This is a genomic window from Streptomyces sp. NPDC088246 (assembly GCF_044741025.1).
Classification (GTDB): Bacteria; Actinomycetota; Actinomycetes; order Streptomycetales; family Streptomycetaceae; genus Streptomyces.
In genome coordinates this window covers 198,524-216,093 of record NZ_JBIURV010000012.1, presented here as the reverse complement: position 1 = coordinate 216,093, position 17,570 = coordinate 198,524, and the positions used below count along the sequence as shown (strand labels likewise).

15 protein-coding genes and 3 pseudogenes are annotated in these 17,570 nt (G+C 70.3%); 8 read left to right on the top strand and 10 right to left on the bottom strand.

From position 1 onward, the window contains the following. The first annotated feature begins 229 nt into the window (after positions 1-229). Entirely contained in the window at positions 230-1,435 is a 1,206-nt protein-coding gene (gene rocD, locus ACIPEK_RS19115; RefSeq protein WP_401997286.1) for an ornithine--oxo-acid transaminase, read from the top strand. An 83-nt stretch (positions 1,436-1,518) separates the two neighbouring features. On the opposite strand, the gene ACIPEK_RS19110 is transcribed toward rocD, so the two are convergent. Beyond that, positions 1,519-2,715, bottom strand: a complete 1,197-nt coding sequence (locus tag ACIPEK_RS19110) for a glutathionylspermidine synthase family protein (protein ID WP_401997283.1) — start codon at positions 2,713-2,715, stop codon at positions 1,519-1,521. A gap of 6 nt (positions 2,716-2,721) precedes the next feature. Further along, a complete protein-coding gene (locus ACIPEK_RS19105; RefSeq protein ID WP_327273400.1) occupies positions 2,722-2,997 on the bottom strand; it encodes a hypothetical protein in 276 nt (91 codons plus the stop codon). A gap of 128 nt (positions 2,998-3,125) precedes the next feature. Between ACIPEK_RS19105 and ACIPEK_RS19100 the strand changes: the two genes are divergently transcribed. Beyond that, on the top strand, positions 3,126-3,965 hold the full coding sequence (locus ACIPEK_RS19100; RefSeq protein WP_401997352.1) for a hypothetical protein: 840 nt from the start codon (positions 3,126-3,128) through the stop codon (positions 3,963-3,965). Between the two features lie 315 nt (positions 3,966-4,280). On the opposite strand, the gene ACIPEK_RS19095 is transcribed toward ACIPEK_RS19100, so the two are convergent. After that, positions 4,281-5,459 carry a DUF418 domain-containing protein gene (locus tag ACIPEK_RS19095; protein WP_401997280.1) on the bottom strand — a complete coding sequence of 393 codons (1,179 nt, stop codon included), beginning with the start codon at positions 5,457-5,459 and terminating at the stop codon, positions 4,281-4,283. A 369-nt stretch (positions 5,460-5,828) separates the two neighbouring features. After that, positions 5,829-6,653, bottom strand: a pseudogene (locus ACIPEK_RS19090) (trans-sulfuration enzyme family protein); the annotation flags it as partial. Positions 6,654-6,709: 56 nt separating this feature from the next. Here ACIPEK_RS19090 and ACIPEK_RS19085 point away from each other — a divergent pair. The 4 genes from ACIPEK_RS19085 (at position 6,710) to ACIPEK_RS19070 (ending at position 9,803) form a co-directional block, all read left to right on the top strand. Further along, on the top strand, positions 6,710-6,889 hold the full coding sequence (locus tag ACIPEK_RS19085) for a hypothetical protein (RefSeq protein WP_401997361.1): 180 nt from the start codon (positions 6,710-6,712) through the stop codon (positions 6,887-6,889). 829 nt (positions 6,890-7,718) lie between these two features. Then, entirely contained in the window at positions 7,719-8,111 is a 393-nt protein-coding gene (locus ACIPEK_RS19080) for a hypothetical protein (RefSeq protein ID WP_401997277.1), read from the top strand. Then, on the top strand, positions 8,111-9,304 hold the full coding sequence (locus ACIPEK_RS19075) for a PEP/pyruvate-binding domain-containing protein (protein ID WP_401997275.1): 1,194 nt from the start codon (positions 8,111-8,113) through the stop codon (positions 9,302-9,304). Before ACIPEK_RS19080 ends, ACIPEK_RS19075 begins: the two co-directional genes overlap by 1 nt. Then, positions 9,297-9,803 (top strand): transcriptional regulator, encoded by a 507-nt coding sequence (locus tag ACIPEK_RS19070; RefSeq protein WP_401997272.1) that lies wholly within the window; start codon positions 9,297-9,299, stop codon positions 9,801-9,803. Before ACIPEK_RS19075 ends, ACIPEK_RS19070 begins: the two co-directional genes overlap by 8 nt. A 454-nt stretch (positions 9,804-10,257) precedes the next feature. On the opposite strand, the gene ACIPEK_RS19065 is transcribed toward ACIPEK_RS19070, so the two are convergent. Next, complete coding sequence (locus ACIPEK_RS19065) at positions 10,258-11,661, bottom strand: PLP-dependent aminotransferase family protein (protein ID WP_401997269.1); 1,404 nt, start codon at positions 11,659-11,661, stop codon at positions 10,258-10,260. Between the two features lie 47 nt (positions 11,662-11,708). On the opposite strand from ACIPEK_RS19065, the gene ACIPEK_RS19060 reads away from it, so the two are divergent. Both ACIPEK_RS19060 and ACIPEK_RS19055 read left to right on the top strand, forming a co-directional pair. Beyond that, positions 11,709-12,224, top strand: coding sequence for a carboxymuconolactone decarboxylase family protein (locus ACIPEK_RS19060; protein ID WP_401997266.1), 516 nt, complete (start codon positions 11,709-11,711; stop codon positions 12,222-12,224). 120 nt (positions 12,225-12,344) lie between these two features. Then, positions 12,345-13,079 carry an isocitrate lyase/phosphoenolpyruvate mutase family protein gene (locus ACIPEK_RS19055; RefSeq protein WP_401997263.1) on the top strand — a complete coding sequence of 245 codons (735 nt, stop codon included), beginning with the start codon at positions 12,345-12,347 and terminating at the stop codon, positions 13,077-13,079. A 239-nt stretch (positions 13,080-13,318) separates the two neighbouring features. Here the strand turns inward: ACIPEK_RS19055 and ACIPEK_RS19050 are convergent. The 5 genes and pseudogenes from ACIPEK_RS19050 to ACIPEK_RS19030 form a co-directional block, all read right to left on the bottom strand. After that, a pseudogene (locus ACIPEK_RS19050) lies at positions 13,319-13,438 on the bottom strand (helix-turn-helix domain-containing protein); the annotation flags it as partial. Positions 13,439-13,646: 208 nt separating this feature from the next. Continuing rightward, positions 13,647-14,636, bottom strand: a complete 990-nt coding sequence (locus tag ACIPEK_RS19045; RefSeq protein ID WP_266358614.1) for a malate dehydrogenase — start codon at positions 14,634-14,636, stop codon at positions 13,647-13,649. 381 nt (positions 14,637-15,017) lie between these two features. After that, a pseudogene (locus tag ACIPEK_RS19040) lies at positions 15,018-15,348 on the bottom strand (helix-turn-helix domain-containing protein); the annotation flags it as partial. 427 nt (positions 15,349-15,775) lie between these two features. Further along, positions 15,776-16,465 (bottom strand): DUF3017 domain-containing protein, encoded by a 690-nt coding sequence (locus ACIPEK_RS19035; protein WP_401997260.1) that lies wholly within the window; start codon positions 16,463-16,465, stop codon positions 15,776-15,778. Between the two features lie 29 nt (positions 16,466-16,494). Further along, the gene (locus ACIPEK_RS19030; protein ID WP_327273412.1) at positions 16,495-17,358 is read right to left on the bottom strand and encodes a bifunctional methylenetetrahydrofolate dehydrogenase/methenyltetrahydrofolate cyclohydrolase; all 864 of its coding nucleotides are present in this window, start codon (positions 17,356-17,358) and stop codon (positions 16,495-16,497) included. Between the last annotated feature and the right edge of the window lie 212 nt (positions 17,359-17,570).

The following is a 17,570-nucleotide window of genomic DNA, read 5'->3' as shown; positions in this document are numbered from 1 at the left end:
TCTCAGGTACGGAACCGATCTCCGGCAGCCGGTGCGGAAGGTGTGCGGGCGCAGGACGCGCACCGCCGTGAACGAGACGAGGAACACAGCCGGGCCGGCGGGACGGCTGCGGGCGGTGGACGGCGCGGACGGGCGCGCCGTGAATTGAAGGTTTCCTCGCCAGGGTTCCGACCGACGATACAAAGTGGGCACCACCCTCCGCCCACGCCGCACGACGAACGGAGATCCCGTGTCGACCACGGAAACTGCCATCGCCTCCGCCGAGGCGCACAGCGCGCACAACTACCATCCGCTGCCCGTCGTCGTCGCTTCGGCGGACGGAGCCTGGATGACCGATGTCGAGGGCCGGCGCTACCTCGACATGCTCGCCGGATATTCGGCGCTCAACTTCGGCCACGGCAACCGGCGCCTGCTCGACGCGGCCAAGGCACAGCTGGAGCGGGTGACCCTCACCTCGCGCGCCTTCTACCACGACCGGTACGCCGATTTCTGTACCCAGCTCGCCGAGCTGTGCGGCATGGAAACGGTGCTGCCGATGAACACCGGGGCGGAGGCCGTGGAGACCGCGGTCAAGACCGCCCGCAAGTGGGGCTACCGTGTGAAGGGCGTCCCGGACGGCATGGCGAAGATCATCGTCGCCGCGAACAACTTCCACGGCCGGACGACGACGATCATCAGCTTCTCCACGGACCAGGAGGCACGGGAGGACTTCGGTCCGTACACGCCCGGGTTCGAGATCGTGCCGTACGGGGATCTGACCGCGCTCGCGGAGGCGATGACCGAGAACACCGTGGCGGTGCTGCTGGAGCCGATCCAGGGCGAGGCCGGGGTGCTGGTGCCGCCGCCCGGCTATCTCCCCCGGGTGCGTGAACTCACCCGTGAGCGGAATGTGCTGTTCATCGCGGACGAGATCCAGTCGGGCCTGGGCCGGACCGGGAAGACCTTCGCCTGTGAGCACGAGGGCGTCGTGCCGGACATGTATGTGCTCGGCAAGGCGCTGGGCGGTGGTGTGGTCCCGGTGTCGGCGGTGGTCTCGTCGAAGGATGTGCTCGGGGTGTACCGGCCCGGTGAGCACGGTTCGACGTTCGGTGGGAATCCCCTTGCCTGTGCGGTCGCGCTGGAGGTCATCGCGATGCTCCGTACCGGCGAATTCCAGCAGCGGGCCACCGAGTTGGGCGAACACCTCCACCAGGAGCTGGGGCTGCTGGTGGGCGGGGGCGCGGTGGAGGCGGTACGGGGCCGCGGGCTGTGGGCGGGCGTCGACATCGCCCCGAGCCTCGGCACCGGCCGGGAGATCTCCGAGAAGCTGATGGACCGCGGGGTGCTGGTCAAGGACACCCATGGCTCGACGATCCGGATCGCCCCGCCGCTGGTGATCAGCAAGGAGGACCTGGACTGGGGGCTCGAGCAGCTCCGCGGCGTCCTGCGCGGCTGAGTTCCGTCGCCGGGCAGGCCCCAGGGCCTTTCGTCCGGATCGGGCCAGGGCCCGCGAGCCCGGCCCGATCCGGACGAAAGGCCCTAAAGGATCACGTGAGGCAGGAAGCGGGCGTACTCGTCCGTGACCAGCCCCGCCGATTCGCGGATGCCGAGCCCGGCCGCCTCGTCCTCGACGACCCACGCCCCGAGCACCACCCGGTTGCCGTCGAAGTCCGGCAGCGGCGCCAGTTCCTGATAGCAGCACGGCTCGTCCCGCAGCACCGCGGGGCTTCCCGGCTCATGGATCGTGACCCCCGCCCCCTCGCGGCCGAGCAGCGGCTTGGCGACGTAGCCCGCGCCCTCCCTCGTACCCGTCGCCGCGAGTTCACGCGGACCGTCGAGGTAGGCGGGGAGCAGATTCGGGTGGCCGGGAAAGAGCTCCCAGAGGATCGCCAGCAGCGCCTTGTTGGAGAGGAGCATCTTCCAGGCGGGCTCGATCCAGCAGGTGGTGCCGGTGCCGCCGCCGTTGTCGAGGGTGTCCAGCACGTGCGGCCCGAACCGGTCGCTCGCCAGCCACTCCCACGGGTACAGCTTGAAGCAGCTGCGGATGAAGCGGAGCCGCTCGTCGACGAACCGCCCGGCAAGCCGGTCCCAGCCGATCTGTTCGACCGAGAGCGCCTCCGTGTCGATGCCGGCCTGTTCGGCGGTCTCGCGCAGATAGGCGACCGTCATCAGGTCCTCGCCCAGCTCGTCCCCGTCGGAGTGCGCGAAATGCAGCGGTCCGGGCGGCAGCAGGCCGGCCTGCCGTTTCCACGCCGCGACAAGACGTTCGTGCAGGGAGTTCCACTGGTCGGCGCCCGGGAAACGGTCCTCCATCCAGAACCACTGGACGCTTGCGGCCTCCACCAGGGAGGTGGGGGTGTCCGCGTTGTACTCCAGCATCTTCGCCGGGCCGGTTCCGTCGTACCGGAGGTCGAACCTGCCGTACAGGGAAGGCAGTTCGTCCCGGCGCCGCCAGGACTGGGCGATCAGGGCGGCCAGCCGGGGGTCGGTGACGCCGAGTTCGGCGAAGCGCTCCCGCTCCACGATGTGCGTGGCCGCAGCCAGGCACATCGTGTGCAGTTCCTCGACGACGCCCTCCAACTGCTCGACCTCGGGCAGCGAGAAGACGTAATACGCGCTCTCGTCCCAGTACGGTCGCAGCGATCCGTCCGGATAGCGGGTGAGCGGGTAGACGAGCCCCTGCTCCTCCACCGTCCGCTGCCAGTCGGGACGCGGTCGCGTGGCGCGGCGTTCCATGCCGGCTCAGCCGCCGCCGGTGCCCGAGCAGCCGAAGCCGCCGCGGTCGACCGCGGACTTGTTGAAGCTGCCGCCCTCCACCTTGCCGTTCTTGCTGCTGCCGCCGTAGTAGTACGACCCCTTGCCGCTGTCGTTCTTGCACTCATAACTCGGCAGCTTGTCCTGGGTGAGCGGGTCGACGCACCGCTTGTCCGGTTCCGAACCGCAGGAGGTGATCATCGCCGCGAGCACCCCCATGCCGCCGAGCACCACCGTGCTCGACCTCAGCCTTCGTGTGGCCATATTTCCGTCTCCCCCGTCGTACGAATCAAGCCAGTACGGCCACTTGTCAGATTAAAGGGCTGCTGGTTTCGGCAGGAAGCGGGTCCACCGAAACGTCCGCAAGTAGAGTCCTTGATGTGCTCCTCGGGATGATCTGCGCGCTCGGCGCCGCTGGCTGCTTCGGTACGGCCTCCGTCCTCCAGGCCGTCGCCTCGCGGGCCGCCGCCGAGCCGGGGTCGGGCGCGGGCGTCGATCCCGCGCTGCTGCTGCGCGCGCTGCGCCAGTGGCGGTACGTAGCCGGACTCGCCCTTGACGGCTGCGGTTTCGTCCTCCAGATCATCGCCCTGCGGTCCTTGCCGATCTACGTCGTGGGCGCCGCCCTGGCGGCGAGTCTCGCGGTGACGGCAGTGGTCGCCGCCCGGCTTCTCGGCGTGCGGCTGAGCGGCGTCGAATGGACCGCGGTCGGGGTCGTCTGCGCGGGCCTGGGCATGCTGGGGCTCGCCTCCGGCGGTGAGGGCCACGCGGCCGGTCCGGCGGCCCTGAGCTGGTGGATGCTGGGGATCTCGCTGGGCATTCTGCTGATCGGCGTGGCAGCCGGACGCCTCCCGGACAAGCCGCGGGCGCTCGTCCTGGGGCTCGGCGCGGGGTGCGGTTTCGGGGTGGTGGAGGTCGCCGTCCGGCTGATCGACGACCTGTCCCCGACGGCACTGCTCGCCAACCCCGCGGTGTACGCGCTGCTGCTGGGCGGCGGTTCGGCGTTCCTGCTGCTCACGTCGGCGCTGCAGCGCGGTTCGGTGACGACGGCGACGGCCGGCATGGTGATCGGCGAGACGATCGGCCCGGCGCTGGTGGGCGTCATCTGGCTCGGAGACCGTACGCGTGCGGGCCTCGGCGGACTGGCGGTCGCCGGTTTCGTGGTGGCGGTGGCGGGTGCGCTGGCCCTGGCCCGGTTCGGCGAGGCGCCGCAGGACGCCCCCGAACCGGTCTGAGCCCGCCCGCACCGTCCGCGCCCGGCGCGAACCGCGCCGGGCGGCGGGCAGACAGGCGGGCGGGCGGGCGATTCAGGCTCTGCCCGACGCCGGCGTAGAGCGGGAGAACTGCTGCGCGCGCTGCCTTGCGGCCGACGCTTCACTTCCCCGCGCCGGGCCGGAGCGGGCCGGGCGATCGGGCGGCGCAGCCCGGCGCCGGTCAACTACTGTCTCGCACCATCCGGGTGGACACGCAGCGCGTGGTGCACCGCAGCGGTCGGCGTCGGGGGCGTTGACCGTCGGGGAGTCGGTGTGACGGTCCGGCCGGTTCTGCGCTCAGCGGATGTGCCGGGCCAGGTCCGTCGCCTTGGTCATCAGCCATTCCAGTGGTCCGCGCTGATGGAAGCGCGACCAGACGGTCGCGAACACCAAGGCTGCCGCGATGAAGCCACATAGGACATACAGGGGTGATCCGGGCAGTTCTTCGATGCCCAGGAACCGGATGCCGACGAGGTGGAAAACGTAGGCGGTCAGCGACATGGAACCGACTGCGATGACCGGCCGGGCCAGGGAGTGGAGCCGCGGGAAGGCGTCCGTCGCGGCCAGACACGCGGTCACGACCATGATCGCCACACCGGTGTTGCCCAGGATCGACAGGGTGGTCTCACTGTGCGGGGAGGCAGCCAGCAGCCAGGCGGGGGTGTCACCGGACGGATAACCGGCGGTGTCGGACCACCACGCGCTCGCCCAACCCGCGCCGATGGCGTTGGCGGCGCCGGGAGCGACGTGCAGCGCCAGCCAGGAGCCTCCGTAGCCGGCGATCATGAGGGCGGCACCCGTGAGGGCCAGGTCTGTCCGGACAGCGGTGGCAGCCAGGTCCAGGCGGGCCACGGCCATGCCGGCGATCACGAACGGGATCCAGGTCAGGGCCGGGTAGGCGCCGGTGAAGACCAGCGAGACGATGCCGTCGGGCTCACCGGGCGATGGGACGCCACTGTCGCCGATCACCTGCTGCACCACGTAGAGCACCTGGGGCAGGACGAGGGCCGTTCCCACAGCGATCGCCGCCAGGGGGCCGGAGCCGAGCCGGTACAGCGGCAGTACGAGCAGGAAGTACAGGCCATAGAAGGCGAGGATCACGTCGACCGGGATGCCGCTCATGGTCAGCACGGTGCCCAGGGCCAGAAGGATCACGGCCCGGATCACTACCTTGGCCACTGCCTGGCGCCCGGCCCGCCCCGTCTTCGGCGTCACGCGCCCGGTGATGAGGACAACGGCGAAGCCCGCCAGGAAGGCGAAGAGAGCGGAGGACCTGCCGTGGGCCAGCTCCATCAGGAAGCCGATCACACCGCCCTGGTCAGGGTCGGGCCCCACATGAGCCGCGTACATGCCGAATACCGCGAGTCCGCGGGCCAGGTCCAGCCCGATCAGCCGGCCCGCCGGTGCCTTTCCGCTGTCGCGCACGGGGGCCGGGGCGTTTACTACAGGAGTTGCGACGTCTGAGTACTGAGTCATGCCTTCCAGGTTTGAGAGTGGGCTGATCGCCGGGTATCCGGCAGATGTCCGGGCCGCCCCGCCATCCGGCGGAGGCCCACCTGCCGGGTGTCCGGAGCCGCTGCTCGCGGAGCCGCCCTGGTCATCTGGGGCTTCGGGCTCGGTGCAGCAAGGATGGACAGCCATCGGCGCTTGTATTTCGAATGTACATCCGACGGCCGCGAACAGGCTGCGAGGCAGAACACATGTGATCCGACTCTCGGTGGGGGTCGGCCGAGATACGGCTAAAGGGATAGCAGGACCTTTTGAGGGTGTTCCCGCTGGCTGGTCCCCGCAGTTCAGAACGGGTTTCGTTGTGCGTAGTCACGGCCTGGGTACCCGGATCCGCCGTCATTCGGCGCTCTCCGAGGCCGGCGCGGCGAGCCCCTGACTGAGATCGGCGATCAGGTCTGCTTCGTGTTCGAGGCCGACCGCGAACCGGATCAGGCCGCCCGGGACTCCGGCCTCGGCGAGTTCTTCCTCGGTCAGTTCGTTCGACCACATCGCGGCGGGCCGCACCAGCGTCAAGCGGGTGCCGCCCAGGCTGGGGGAACGCACCGGAAGGCGCAGCGCCGAGATGAGCTGCTCGGCCGCCAGCCGGCCACCGCGGAGTTCGAAGCTCAGCAGTCCGCCGAAACCCCGCATCTGCCGCTTCGCGAGGTCGTGCTGGGGATGACCGGGGAGCCCGGGGTAGTTCACCGTTCGTACCGCGGGGTGACCGGCCAGGTACTCCGCGACGGCCTGCGCGCACTGGTTCTGCCGCCCCGCCCGCAACGACAGTGTCCGCAGGCCGCGCAGCGCGAGCCAGGCGTCGAACGGGCTGATCACCGAGCCCACCATGGTGTGCGCCTTCCAGAGCCGTTCGATCAGCTCGCCGCTCCCGAGCACGATCCCGGCCTGCACGTCCGCATGCCCTGATATGGCCTTGGTGACGCTGTGCATGACGAGGTCCACGCCCTGCTCCAGCGGCCTTTGGTTGGAGGGGGTCGCCACGGTGTTGTCGGCGAAGGTGAGAATGCCCCGGGCGCGCGCCGACGCGGTGACCGCTTCCACGTCGGTCAGCCGGAGCAGCGGGTTGCTGGGCGTCTCCAGCATGATCAGCTCGGTGTCCGGTGTGAGGGCCCGGACGAAGGCATCGGTGTCGGTCTGGACCACGAAGGTCACCTCGACACCGAAGCGGGCCCAGAACCTCGCCCGACCGAGGCTTCGCCGATCACCTCCGCCTGTCCTTCGTGAACGAACCTGCGGCCCTGCGGATCGCGGTCGGCCGGCTCGGCAAAGCCTGGGCCGCGTTCGAGTCCGTGGTCCGCGACCGGTTCGCCGCTGTCGGCGCCCGCCCGCCCGCCGCAGGGCTTCCCGGGCCGGTGCGGTTTGCGGTCCCCACGGATCTCGATGCCCCTCGCATCCCCTGAGCCGGGGTCTGCGATGACCATGGGAACCCGAGGGGTGCGGCGGGGCCTTCGTCGTGTCCGGACAGCACGAAGCCCCACCGTGCCCGGCACGATGGGGCGACGCCGAACCGGCCGGTCCCTGCATACGCGATCACGGACAGGTCCGACAGCGTCGGCAGGTTCATCGGAAGGCCGAACGGGCGGCGCTCCCCTATGCCGTACGGGGCGATCCGGAGCACGGTGTTCGGCAACTCGGCGAATTCCAGCAGCCGGTATCCGATGCGCCGGGACGGGGTCGAAGTCTCCGCGGGAACGATCCCATTGGGGAACCGATAGCCGTGCGGTCCCGGGTCCTACTGGCCCGTGCCCCTGGCAGGCACGGTTCGGTAGGGCCCGGCTCCGTTATGCCGTAGTCATCAACGCCAGGTTGTGCGTCCTCCTGAAAGCCGCCGAGAAAGTCGTGGAAGCCGTCGACCACCAAGACCGACCGGCACATGGGGGGCGGCGTCGCGGGGCTGGGCACGCACACCTGCGGCGTTGCCGTCGGTCAACAACTCCCCCATAGCCCTGAAGGCATGGGGGGACCCCCTTCGCGTTGCCTCCCTCCTCCGCCTTGCAGCTGCACGCACCCAGCCCCGCTCCTTCTCCCACCCCCCATGTACCGGTCGGTCCAAGGAGCGATCTCGGTCTGAGCGTCTGGGGTGGTCCGGGCTTCTGGTGGTCGAGCACGAGGGGCCAAGATCGAAAATGTCCGGAGTGCCCGATTTTCCCATTGTCAGGCTCGGTTATTCCGCCCCCTCGAAATCAACATCATGTTGACAACAGAGTGTTGATGCACTGAGGTGGTGGGGTGCCCGCCAATGATCAGGACCGTGCTGCCGACCTCGACCGTGCCCGCGCTGTGGTCAACGACGCCGGCGCCGCCGGCCTCGAACGACGGCCATGGCAGCAATCCGGACAGCCCGCCTCGGACGCCGACTTGGTGCGGTTCACTGCTTGGACCGCGCGTGATGCGAAGACGGCTGATCCCACGGTCATGCACGCGGGGCTGCGACTGTTGGCCTCCGCTCGGGCGGAGCTCGACCAGGCCGAGTCCGCCTTGCTGTTCGCCGCACGCGGGGCGGGGATGACGTGGCCGCAGATCGCCGGCGCTCTCGGCCTGGCCTCGGCTCAGGCCGCTCAACAGCGCCTGAATCGAGTGCTCACCCGGACCAGCGATCCCGAGACTTGTGCTCAGCCGTGATGATCCCGCTGAGTCACGCCGATGAACGGTGCGGGGCCAAGGCCGCCAACCTCGCCCGGCTGCTGCGCGAGGGCTTTGCCGTGCCGGCCGGGTTCGTGATCGAGGACGTGAGTGACGGCAGTTGGGTCCACGAGCTCGAGTCCGCGCTGCGGGGTCTGGGTTCCGGACCATTCGCGGTGCGCTCCTCCGCCGTGGGCGAGGACGCCGTCCAGGCGTCATTCGCCGGCCAACTGCACACCACTCTCGGCGCGACCACTACGGCGCAGGTGGCCGTGGCGGTGCGGCGCACCGCCACGTCCGGAACCAGCCCGCAGGCCGCCGCGTACACCGCCCGGACAAGTCGGTCACCCGGACCCGCGGTGTCGGTGATCGTGCAGAGGCTGGTCCGCGCCGAAGTGGCCGGGGTGTTATTCACTCGCCAACCGGTCACCGGCGCCGACCAGGTGGTGATCGAGGCGGCTCGCGGACTTGGCGACAAGGTCGTCGACGGGAGCCTCACCCCGCAGAGGTGGACCATCGACGGCGACGTGCTCGCCACCCCGGACACCGTCGTAGAGACGGTCCTGACCGCGGCGCAGGTGCGCGCGCTGGGCGAGACCGGCCGCCGGATCGAAGCCTCGTTCGGATGCCCACAAGACGTCGAGTGGGCCATCGCCGACGGCACGGTATGGGTGCTGCAAGCGCGCCCCATCACCACGGCTGCCGAGCCGGACGGACATGCAGCCCGCAATGCCGGCAAGACGCTTGTCACAGGCACGCCGGCCAGCCCCGGCACCGCAACCGGGCTGGTACGGATGATCGGCGGGCTGGACGACTTTCCCCGCTTCCGGTCCGGTGACGTGCTGGTCTGTCGCACGACCTCACCGGCCTGGACCCCGCTGCTGGCCCGCGCCGCCGCGGTCGTCACCGAGGTCGGCGGGGTTCTCAGCCACGCTGCGATCGTGGCCCGCGAGTTCGGCATTCCGGCAGTCACGGCCGCCGACGACGCGACGACTGTGCTGGCCGACAGACTTTGGGTCGTCGTGGACGGCAGCCGCGGCAACGTCGCATTGCTGGGCAGGCCCGGCACCGAAATCACACCACGGAGCGCAGATGAGCCAGACTTCCCCAATCGACCTCCTGGTGCTGCACGCCGTTCGGACCATGGGCTATGCCGACACCGCACGGATAGCCGCTCGCCTGAGCGTGACTGAGGACGAGGCGCGTGAGTACCTTCTGGACCCCCAGGCCCAGGGCTGGATCACCTTCTCTTCCTTCGCCGGTGACGGGGGCTGGTCGCTGACCGAGTCCGGCAAAGCGCATGGGGAGCGGCTGCTGGCGGCTGAGCTCGACGAAGCCGGCGCCCGTGCAGCTGTCGAGAAGGTCCACCGGGACTTCCTGCCGCTCAACGACGTCACGGCCGCCGCCTGCACCGCCTGGCAGCTGGCCGAGATGGGCATCGACGATCAGACCGTGACGCTCGCCCAGACGATTACGGCGCTCGAAGGCCCCGCCGCTGCGCTGGCCGGGCTCGAGGGCCGCCTGACGGCCCGTCTCGACCGGTTCTCCGGCTACCAGCAGCGTTTCACCGAAGCCCTGACCAAGGCACATGTGGAACCTGCCTGGATCACCGGCACCGACCGTGACTCCTGCCACCGGGTCTGGTTCGAGCTGCACGAAGACCTGATCGCCACCCTCGGTGTGGCGCGCTGATCCCGCCTGAGCGAGCAGGGGGAGGCCGGGGCCGCCGAAGTCCAGGAAGGAGAAAGGACAAGTGGCGCCCGCCAAGATCCAGGCTGACGCGTACTGGTTCTACGGGGGGTGGAGGAGTCGGAACGTCCGGTCGAGATCATCCCGGGACTCTGATGCTCAGATCTGACAAGGGCCCGGGAGGTCGCTGAGCAGGGCCAGGATCTGGAGATTGCCGGCGCGTCAGGTGTCAGCGACCGGGGGCGCTGCGCGCCGATACCGAGGATCCTGGTCACCGGGTCGGCGTGGCCTGGCGTTCGGATTCGGTGGCCTGGAAGCGGTAGGACTCGGTGCCGGTCTGGATGAGGGTGCAGCGGAAGGTGATCCGGTCTCGCCCTGTCGAAAACGGGCGGGGACTTCCCAGGGCTCCGGACCGCTCACGCCCGGCAGCTCAACCGATGACGGTCACGTTCCCGGCTCATGGAAGCACTCGCAACAGGGCCTCCAGCGCCCCCGCCCAGGCGCTGTCGGTCGGTGTCCCGTAGCCGATGACCAGGGCGTCGCGCCCCGGCGGCGCCTGCGGGTGCCGGAAGCGCGAGATCCCCGCCAGTGCCAGCCCCTGCCACGCGGCCGCCCGCATCACCGATGGCTCGCTGCCCTCCGGGAGTTCGAGCACGGCGTGCAGTCCGGCGGCGATACCGCTGATCCGGACATCGGGCGCCCGCTGCGCCAGCACCGCGACGAGCTGGTCGCGACGGTGGCGGTAGCGCAGCCGCATCGAGCGCACATGACGGTCGTACGCACCCGATTCGATGAACTCCGCGAGCGTCAGCTGCTCCAGCGCGCTCGACGACCAGTCGCTCAGCCCCTTGGCCTCGGCCACCTCCCCCACCAGGTTCTCCGGCAGCACCATCCACCCCAGCCGCAGTCCCGGCGCCAGCGACTTGCTCGTCGTTCCCAGGTGTACGACGCGTTCGGGGTCGAGGCCCTGGAGCGCACCGACCGGCTGCCGGTCGTAGCGGAACTCCCCGTCGTAGTCGTCCTCCAGGATCAGGCCGCCCGTGCCGCGCGCCCAGTCGACCGCCGCGGCCCGCCGGTCGGGGTGGAGCGGCGCCCCCGTCGGGAACTGGTGCGCGGGTGTCATCAGGACCGCGCCCACGGCGCGCAGCCCGGCCAGCTCACCGGTCCTGGCCCCGAGCCCGTCGACCGGCAGACAGGGCATGCGCAGCCCGGCGTCCGCGAGCAGCCTCCAGTGCACGTCCAGTCCGTACGACTCGACGGCCACCTCCCGCACCCGCCGCTTGCGCAGCACCGTCCCCATCAGCTTCAGCGCCTGCACGAAACCAGCACAGATCACGATCCGCTCCGGGTCCGCGTACACACCGCGGGCGCGGGCCAGATAGTCGGCGAGGACGGTGCGCAGCTCGATGCGCCCGCGCGGATCGCCGTACCCGAAGGCGTCGTTGGGTGCGGCGGTCAGGGCGCGGCGGGCCGCCTTGAGCCAGTCGGCGCGCGGGAACGTCGAGAGGTCGGGCGACCCGGGCAGCAGGTTGTGGGCGGGCCGCGAGCGCACCGGCCGGGAGCGGGTCGCCCTGGTGGCCGTCCGGCGCGGCTCGGCCCGCCGCGCCACTCTGGTCCCCGAACCCTGCCGGGCGGTGAGCCACCCCTCGGCGACCAGCTCCGCGTACGCGTCGGCGACGGTGTTCCGGGCGATGCCGAGGTCGACGGCGAGACTGCGGGAGGACGGCAGCCGGGTGCCGGGCGCCAGCCGCCCCGTCCGTACGGCCTCGCGCAGGGCGTCCATGAGCCCGGCCCGCAGCCCCGCCGCACCCGTCGTCTCCAGATGCAGGTCGGCACCGAAAGTGGCCCAGGAATCCGTCATGGAACTGGACCATACCGCTGCGCCATCCTCGCCGTAATGTCGTACCCATGACGACGAACGAGCACAGCCACCCGACCTCCGAGCTCACCCCCGAGCACACCCCCCGTATGCAGCAGTGGGCCGCACTCGCCCCCGATGTCTACAAGGCCCTGGTCCGACTGGACGCGGCGTCCCGCAGGGGCGTCGACCCGGTCATCGGGGAGCTGGTGAAGATCCGTTCCTCGCAGCTCAATCACTGCGCGTTCTGCCTCGACATGCACACCAAGGACGCACTGGCGGCGGGCGAGTCCATCGAGCGGATCATCCAGCTCAGTGCGTGGGAGGAGTCGCAGCACTTCTACACGCCCAAGGAGATCGCGGCCATCGAGCTGACCGAGGCGGTGACCGTACTGACCGACGGTTTCGTGCCGGACGAGGTGTGGGAGAAGGCCGCCAAGCACTTCGACGAGACCGAGCTCGCCCACCTCATCGCCGCGATCACGACGATCAACGCCTGGAACCGGTTCGCCGTGACCACCCGCATGGTCCCCGGTCACTACACGCCGGGCGACATCAAGCACTGACCGGACGCGGGTGACCCTCGTGCGCCTCGCCCCGCGTTGTCCGCCCCCGCCCCCGTTGTACGCCCTCCTTCCCGCCCCTTCGTCCGTCCTCTTGACGGACCCCGCCCCGGGAGCCCCGCGATGACCGCATCCGTCCTCCGTGCCCTGCACCACGACCGCGCCCCCGGCGATCCGCTGGTCCTCCCCGGCCCGTGGGACGCGGCGAGTGCCCGCGTCTTCGCCGATGCGGGCTTCCCGGCGCTCGCCACACCCAGTGCCGGGATCGCGGCCTCACTCGGTTACGAGGACGGGGCGACGCCCGCCGCCGAGATGTTCGCGGCCGTGGCCAGGATCGTGCGCGCCGTCCCGGCCGCCGTCCCCGTCTCGGCGGACATCGAGGCGGGTTACGGGCTGGCGCCGGAGGAACTCGTGGAACGCCTCCTCGGCACCGGAGCCGTCGGCTGCAATCTGGAGGACTCGGCCGACGGCACCCTCGTCGATGCCCAGCGGCAGGCGGACCGGCTGGCGGAGGTACGGGCGGTCGCCGGCGACCGGCTCTTCGTCAACGCCCGCGTCGACACCTACATCCACGGCGTTCCCGACGGCACGGACCAGGAGGCGGAGACGGTTCGCCGCGCCCTGCTGTACGTGGCGGCGGGCGCGGACTGCGTCTACCCGATCGCGGCCCCGCCCGAGGCCCTGCCCCGGCTGGCCGCCGCCGTCCCGGCCCCGCTCAACGCCCTTGCCCGGGCCGACGGCCCCACCCCGCGCGAGCTCGGCGGGCTGGGCGCCGGCCGGATCACTTTCGGCCCCGGCCTCCAGCGCCGGGCCATGGCAGCCGTACGCGAGATCGCGGACGAACTGCGGAAGGGGTAGGCGCCCCGGGGCCGCGCACGGTCACGCCTGTCTGCCGCCGAAGGCCGCCAGGGTCCGTTCCAGCAGGTCCGGCCAGAGAGCGCATACGCGCCCTCCAGTGCCTGCCCTCGAAGAATGGACTGCTGCAGCACCACCGACGACACTTCCCCGAGCCAGGACCGCTCCGGGGTCCTCTTCGCCTCCGTGATGCACCGCTTCGAAAGCTCAGCCGACGAGGGGAACGGCAGACCTGCTGCGTGTGCCTCTCGCCGGGCCTGCAGACAGTCGTTGAACACGACCCGAGCACAGCCGAACGCCCGATCCAGCGCAAGACGCCGACCGGGGTTCGACTCGATCCGAAACGCATACCGAAGCCGCACACACACGACCGTACGACTGACACTCGAAAAGTCCTGCAGCAAGATCAAAACCTGCGGGCACTATCCGCATCGTGACCCAATCCGCCCCATTGCAACCAGAAGCACTAAAAAATGGCAGCTCCCCGATCACGGCCACGTACCCGACGCAGCCGCCCCCGGCAGCGACTGCTGCCGGGGGCGGTGGTGTACGCCTCGGAGGACGTACGGATCAGATCAGGCCGAGCTCGCGAACCGCGTCGCGCTCCTCGATGAGCTCCTGCACCGACGCGTCGATGCGCGTACGGGAGAACTCGTTGATGTCCAGGCCCTGGACGATCTCGTACTTGCCGTCCTTCGTGGTGACCGGGAAGGACGAGATGATGCCCTCGGGCACGCCGTAGGAGCCGTCCGACGGGATACCCATGGAGGTCCAGTCGCCGGCGGCGGTGCCGTTGACCCAGGTGTGGATGTGGTCGATGGCGGCGTTGGCGGCCGAGGCGGCCGAGGACGCGCCACGGGCCTCGATGATCGCGGCGCCGCGCTTGGCGACGGTCGGGATGAAGGTGTCGGCCAGCCACGCCTCGTCGTTGACGAGCTCGGCGGCGTTCTTGCCGGCGACCTCCGCGTGGAAGACGTCCGGGTACTGGGTCGCCGAGTGGTTGCCCCAGATCGTCAGCTTCTTGATGTCGGAGACGGCGGCACCGGTCTTGGCGGCCAGCTGCGAGATCGCGCGGTTGTGGTCGAGGCGGGTCATCGCGGTGAAGCGCTCGGCCGGTACGTCCGGGGCGGCGGCCTGCGCGATGAGCGCGTTGGTGTTGGCCGGGTTGCCGACGACGAGGACCTTGATGTCGTCCGCGGCGTTGTCGTTGATGGCCTTGCCCTGCGGCTTGAAGATGCCGCCGTTGGCGGAGAGCAGGTCGCCGCGCTCCATGCCCTTCGTACGCGGGCGGGCGCCGACCAGGAGGGCGACGTTGGCACCGGCGAAGCCGACATTGGCGTCGTCGGTGATCTCGATGTTGCGCAGCAGCGGGAAGGCGCAGTCGTCGAGCTCCATCGCGGTGCCCTCGGCGGCCTTCAGCCCCTGCGGGATCTCCAGGAGGCGCAGGTTGACCGGCACGTCCGGGCCGAGCAGGTGGCCGGAGGCGATGCGGAAGAGCAGCGCGTAGCCGATCTGGCCGGCTGCGCCGGTCACGGTGACATTCACGGGAGTGCGGGTCATGGCGATCTCCGTTAGACAGCTGGCGGTGGGGGTCCCTGCCCCTGGTGCTGGACATCCCTGAATCTTGATGTGAAGAGATATCCAGCGATCAGGCTATCCGACCCGGAACCCCCCGACCGCCCGGCCCCCTGTGGCACCGCACACAACCCGTCACACAGCGCTCACCCGGCCGTATCAGCTCCCCCGGGAGGCGGTCGCTCGACGGTGGGCCTTCTCGTCCTCGTCGTCACCGCCCCGCCCCGGTCAGCAGCACCGCTCCGGCCAGTACGAGCAGCACGCCGACCGCCCCCGCGAAGAGCACGGCCAGTCGCCTGTGGCCACCACCCCAGCGGTCCACTTCCCCGCCTTCGGTCCGGTGCGGTGGCTGCTGCGGGACCGGCGGGAGCGACGCACGCGCCCGGGAGATCCGGATGGGCTCCGCCGTCATGTCCTGGCCCATCTCGGAACGGCTCCATGCCCGCTCCGCCAGCTCCCACATGGTCGTCAGATGCGCCTGATCGGTACCTGTCGCCTCGGCGAGAGCGACGATCGCCCCTCTGGGCGCGAGCAGACGCCCGCTCAGATAGCGCTCCCACGACGTCTTGCTGTAGCCCGTACTGTCGGCCACCGCGGCGATGCTCAGACCTCTGCGGTCGACGAGCCTGCGCAGCTGGCCGGCGAACTCCCTGATCTGCGGGTCGAGTTCATCCGATAGCGCCTTCCAACGAGGCATTGCTTCCCCTTGCCCGGATCCGGTTCTTCTTCCGTTCCGGACTACCCAGGAGTACGCACGAACGCAGGACGACAGTTCCAGCGGACGGGGCGCACGGGGGTGTTCGGGACTCGGGGCGCACCCGCGCACGCCCCCGGGACCACCGATGCATGCCGAACACACCGATGCGTGCCGAACACGTTGCGGGGTGATCACACCGTGGCGGAATGGTCACTTCCGTGCCACAGGCCACAGGGTTCCCTTGTAGCGGTCTTCGCTGTCCACGAGGCTGAAGCCAGGACAGGGGCAAGGCCGCTCAAGTCACCACATTCCGGAGCGCTTGCGTTTCGGTGGCTGCCCCCGCCCTCGGGTGTCCGTCCCTTCTCGGGGGAGGGGACGGACACCGTCCTCAAGCCGCGCAGCACTAGCCGTAGCGGTACGGACGGCCTCAGCGGATCGTGAAGTGGACCGCGTCCTCCAGGAACGGAATGTCCAGCCACGGCTTGGGCTGCGCCACCAGCGCGAGCATCACGATGAGGAAGCCGAGCAGCCCGTACGTCACCAGGTCGGTGAAGCGGGAACGGACCGCCAGCATGCCCACCGACGGGATCACGACCCGCAGCACGGCACCCCCGATGAGGGCCACACCGATCAGCATCGTGCCGATCCTGAAGGCCTCCGCGAAGGGGGCGACGGCCACGATCAGCAGCCCGATCCCGGCCGTGCAGAGCACGGCGAGCAGCGGCCACTGCCGGGCCGGGGCGGGCGCGTCCCCGGACGCGGCACGGCCACCGCCCTCGGGGCGCGCGGTGTCCCGGGTGAACGAGGGGAACCTCCGCGACGGATGCGGACCGCTGTGCGGGGCGGCGCTGCCGCCGGGACCGGAGGCAGCGGCAGCCTCCGGGCGGCCACCCTCGCCCAGGTCCGCGTCGCCGGAGTCCTCGCCGGCGTCCGCATCTGCCCGGACGACCGCCCCCTCACGAGCAGCACCCTCCGAAGCGGCGCCCTCACGGGTCGCAGCCCGATCCGGCGCGGCCTCGTCCGTCGCACCCGCACCGGAGACGTCCGCGTCGGACGGCACCTCAGACGTCCGGTCCGCCTCGGCGGCCGGGTCGGCCGGACTCGTACCAGCACCCATGGGGCTCCTTCCGGATCGGGTCAGCCGGCTCAGACTGCGTCGGCTGCGTTGCGCTCGGCCGCCTCGACCACGTTGACGAGCAGCTGGGCGCGGGTCATCGGGCCGACACCGCCCGGGTTCGGGGAGATCCAGGCGGCGACCTCGGCCACGCCCGGGTGTACGTCCCCGACGATCTTGCCGTGCTCGTCCCGGCTGACGCCGACGTCGAGCACGGCCGCGCCCGGCTTCACGTCCTCGGGCTTGATGATGTGCGGCACTCCGGCTGCGGCGACGATGATGTCGGCCTGCTTGAGCTGGGCGGAGAGGTCACGCGTACCGGTGTGGCACTGGGTGACGGTGGCGTTCTCGGACTTACGGGTCAGCAGCAGCGGGATCGAGCGGCCGATGGTGACACCGCGGCCGACGACCACGACGTGCGCCCCGTTGATCTCCACGTCGTGGTGGCGGAGCAGCTGGACGACGCCCTGCGGGGTGCAGGGCAGCGGGCCCGCCTCGTTCAGTACGAGCCGGCCGAGGTTCATCGGGTGGAGACCGTCGGCATCCTTGGCCGGATCCATCAGTTCCAGGACGCGGTTGGTGTCGATCCCCTTGGGCAGGGGAAGCTGCACGATGTACCCCGTGCACTCGGGGTTGGCGTTGAGCTCCCGTACGACGTCCTCGATCTCCTCCTGGGTGGCGGTGTCGGGGAGCTCGCGCTGGATGGAGCCGATGCCGACCTGTGCGCAGTCACGGTGCTTGCCGTTCACGTACCACCGGCTGCCCGGGTCGTCCCCGACGAGCAGGGTTCCCAGGCCGGGGGTGATGCCCTGCGCCTTGAGGGCCGCCACGCGGACGGTGAGATCGGACTTGATCGCGGCTGCGGTGGCCTTGCCATCGAGAATCTGGGCAGTCATGTCCCCATACTCGCGGATGACCCCACCCGCATACCAATTCTGGGTGCCGACCATGGCCACCAGGTTGCGCTTGCACAACACATTCGGCAATCGGCTGGACAAAAAGCCGATGTCAAGACGACTATGAGCCGCGCAGTACCGCGGACAGTGTCGGGGGGACAGACCGTACTCATTGCGCTTGTTTCCTCCGCTCGGACCGCGTCGTCCCCGCA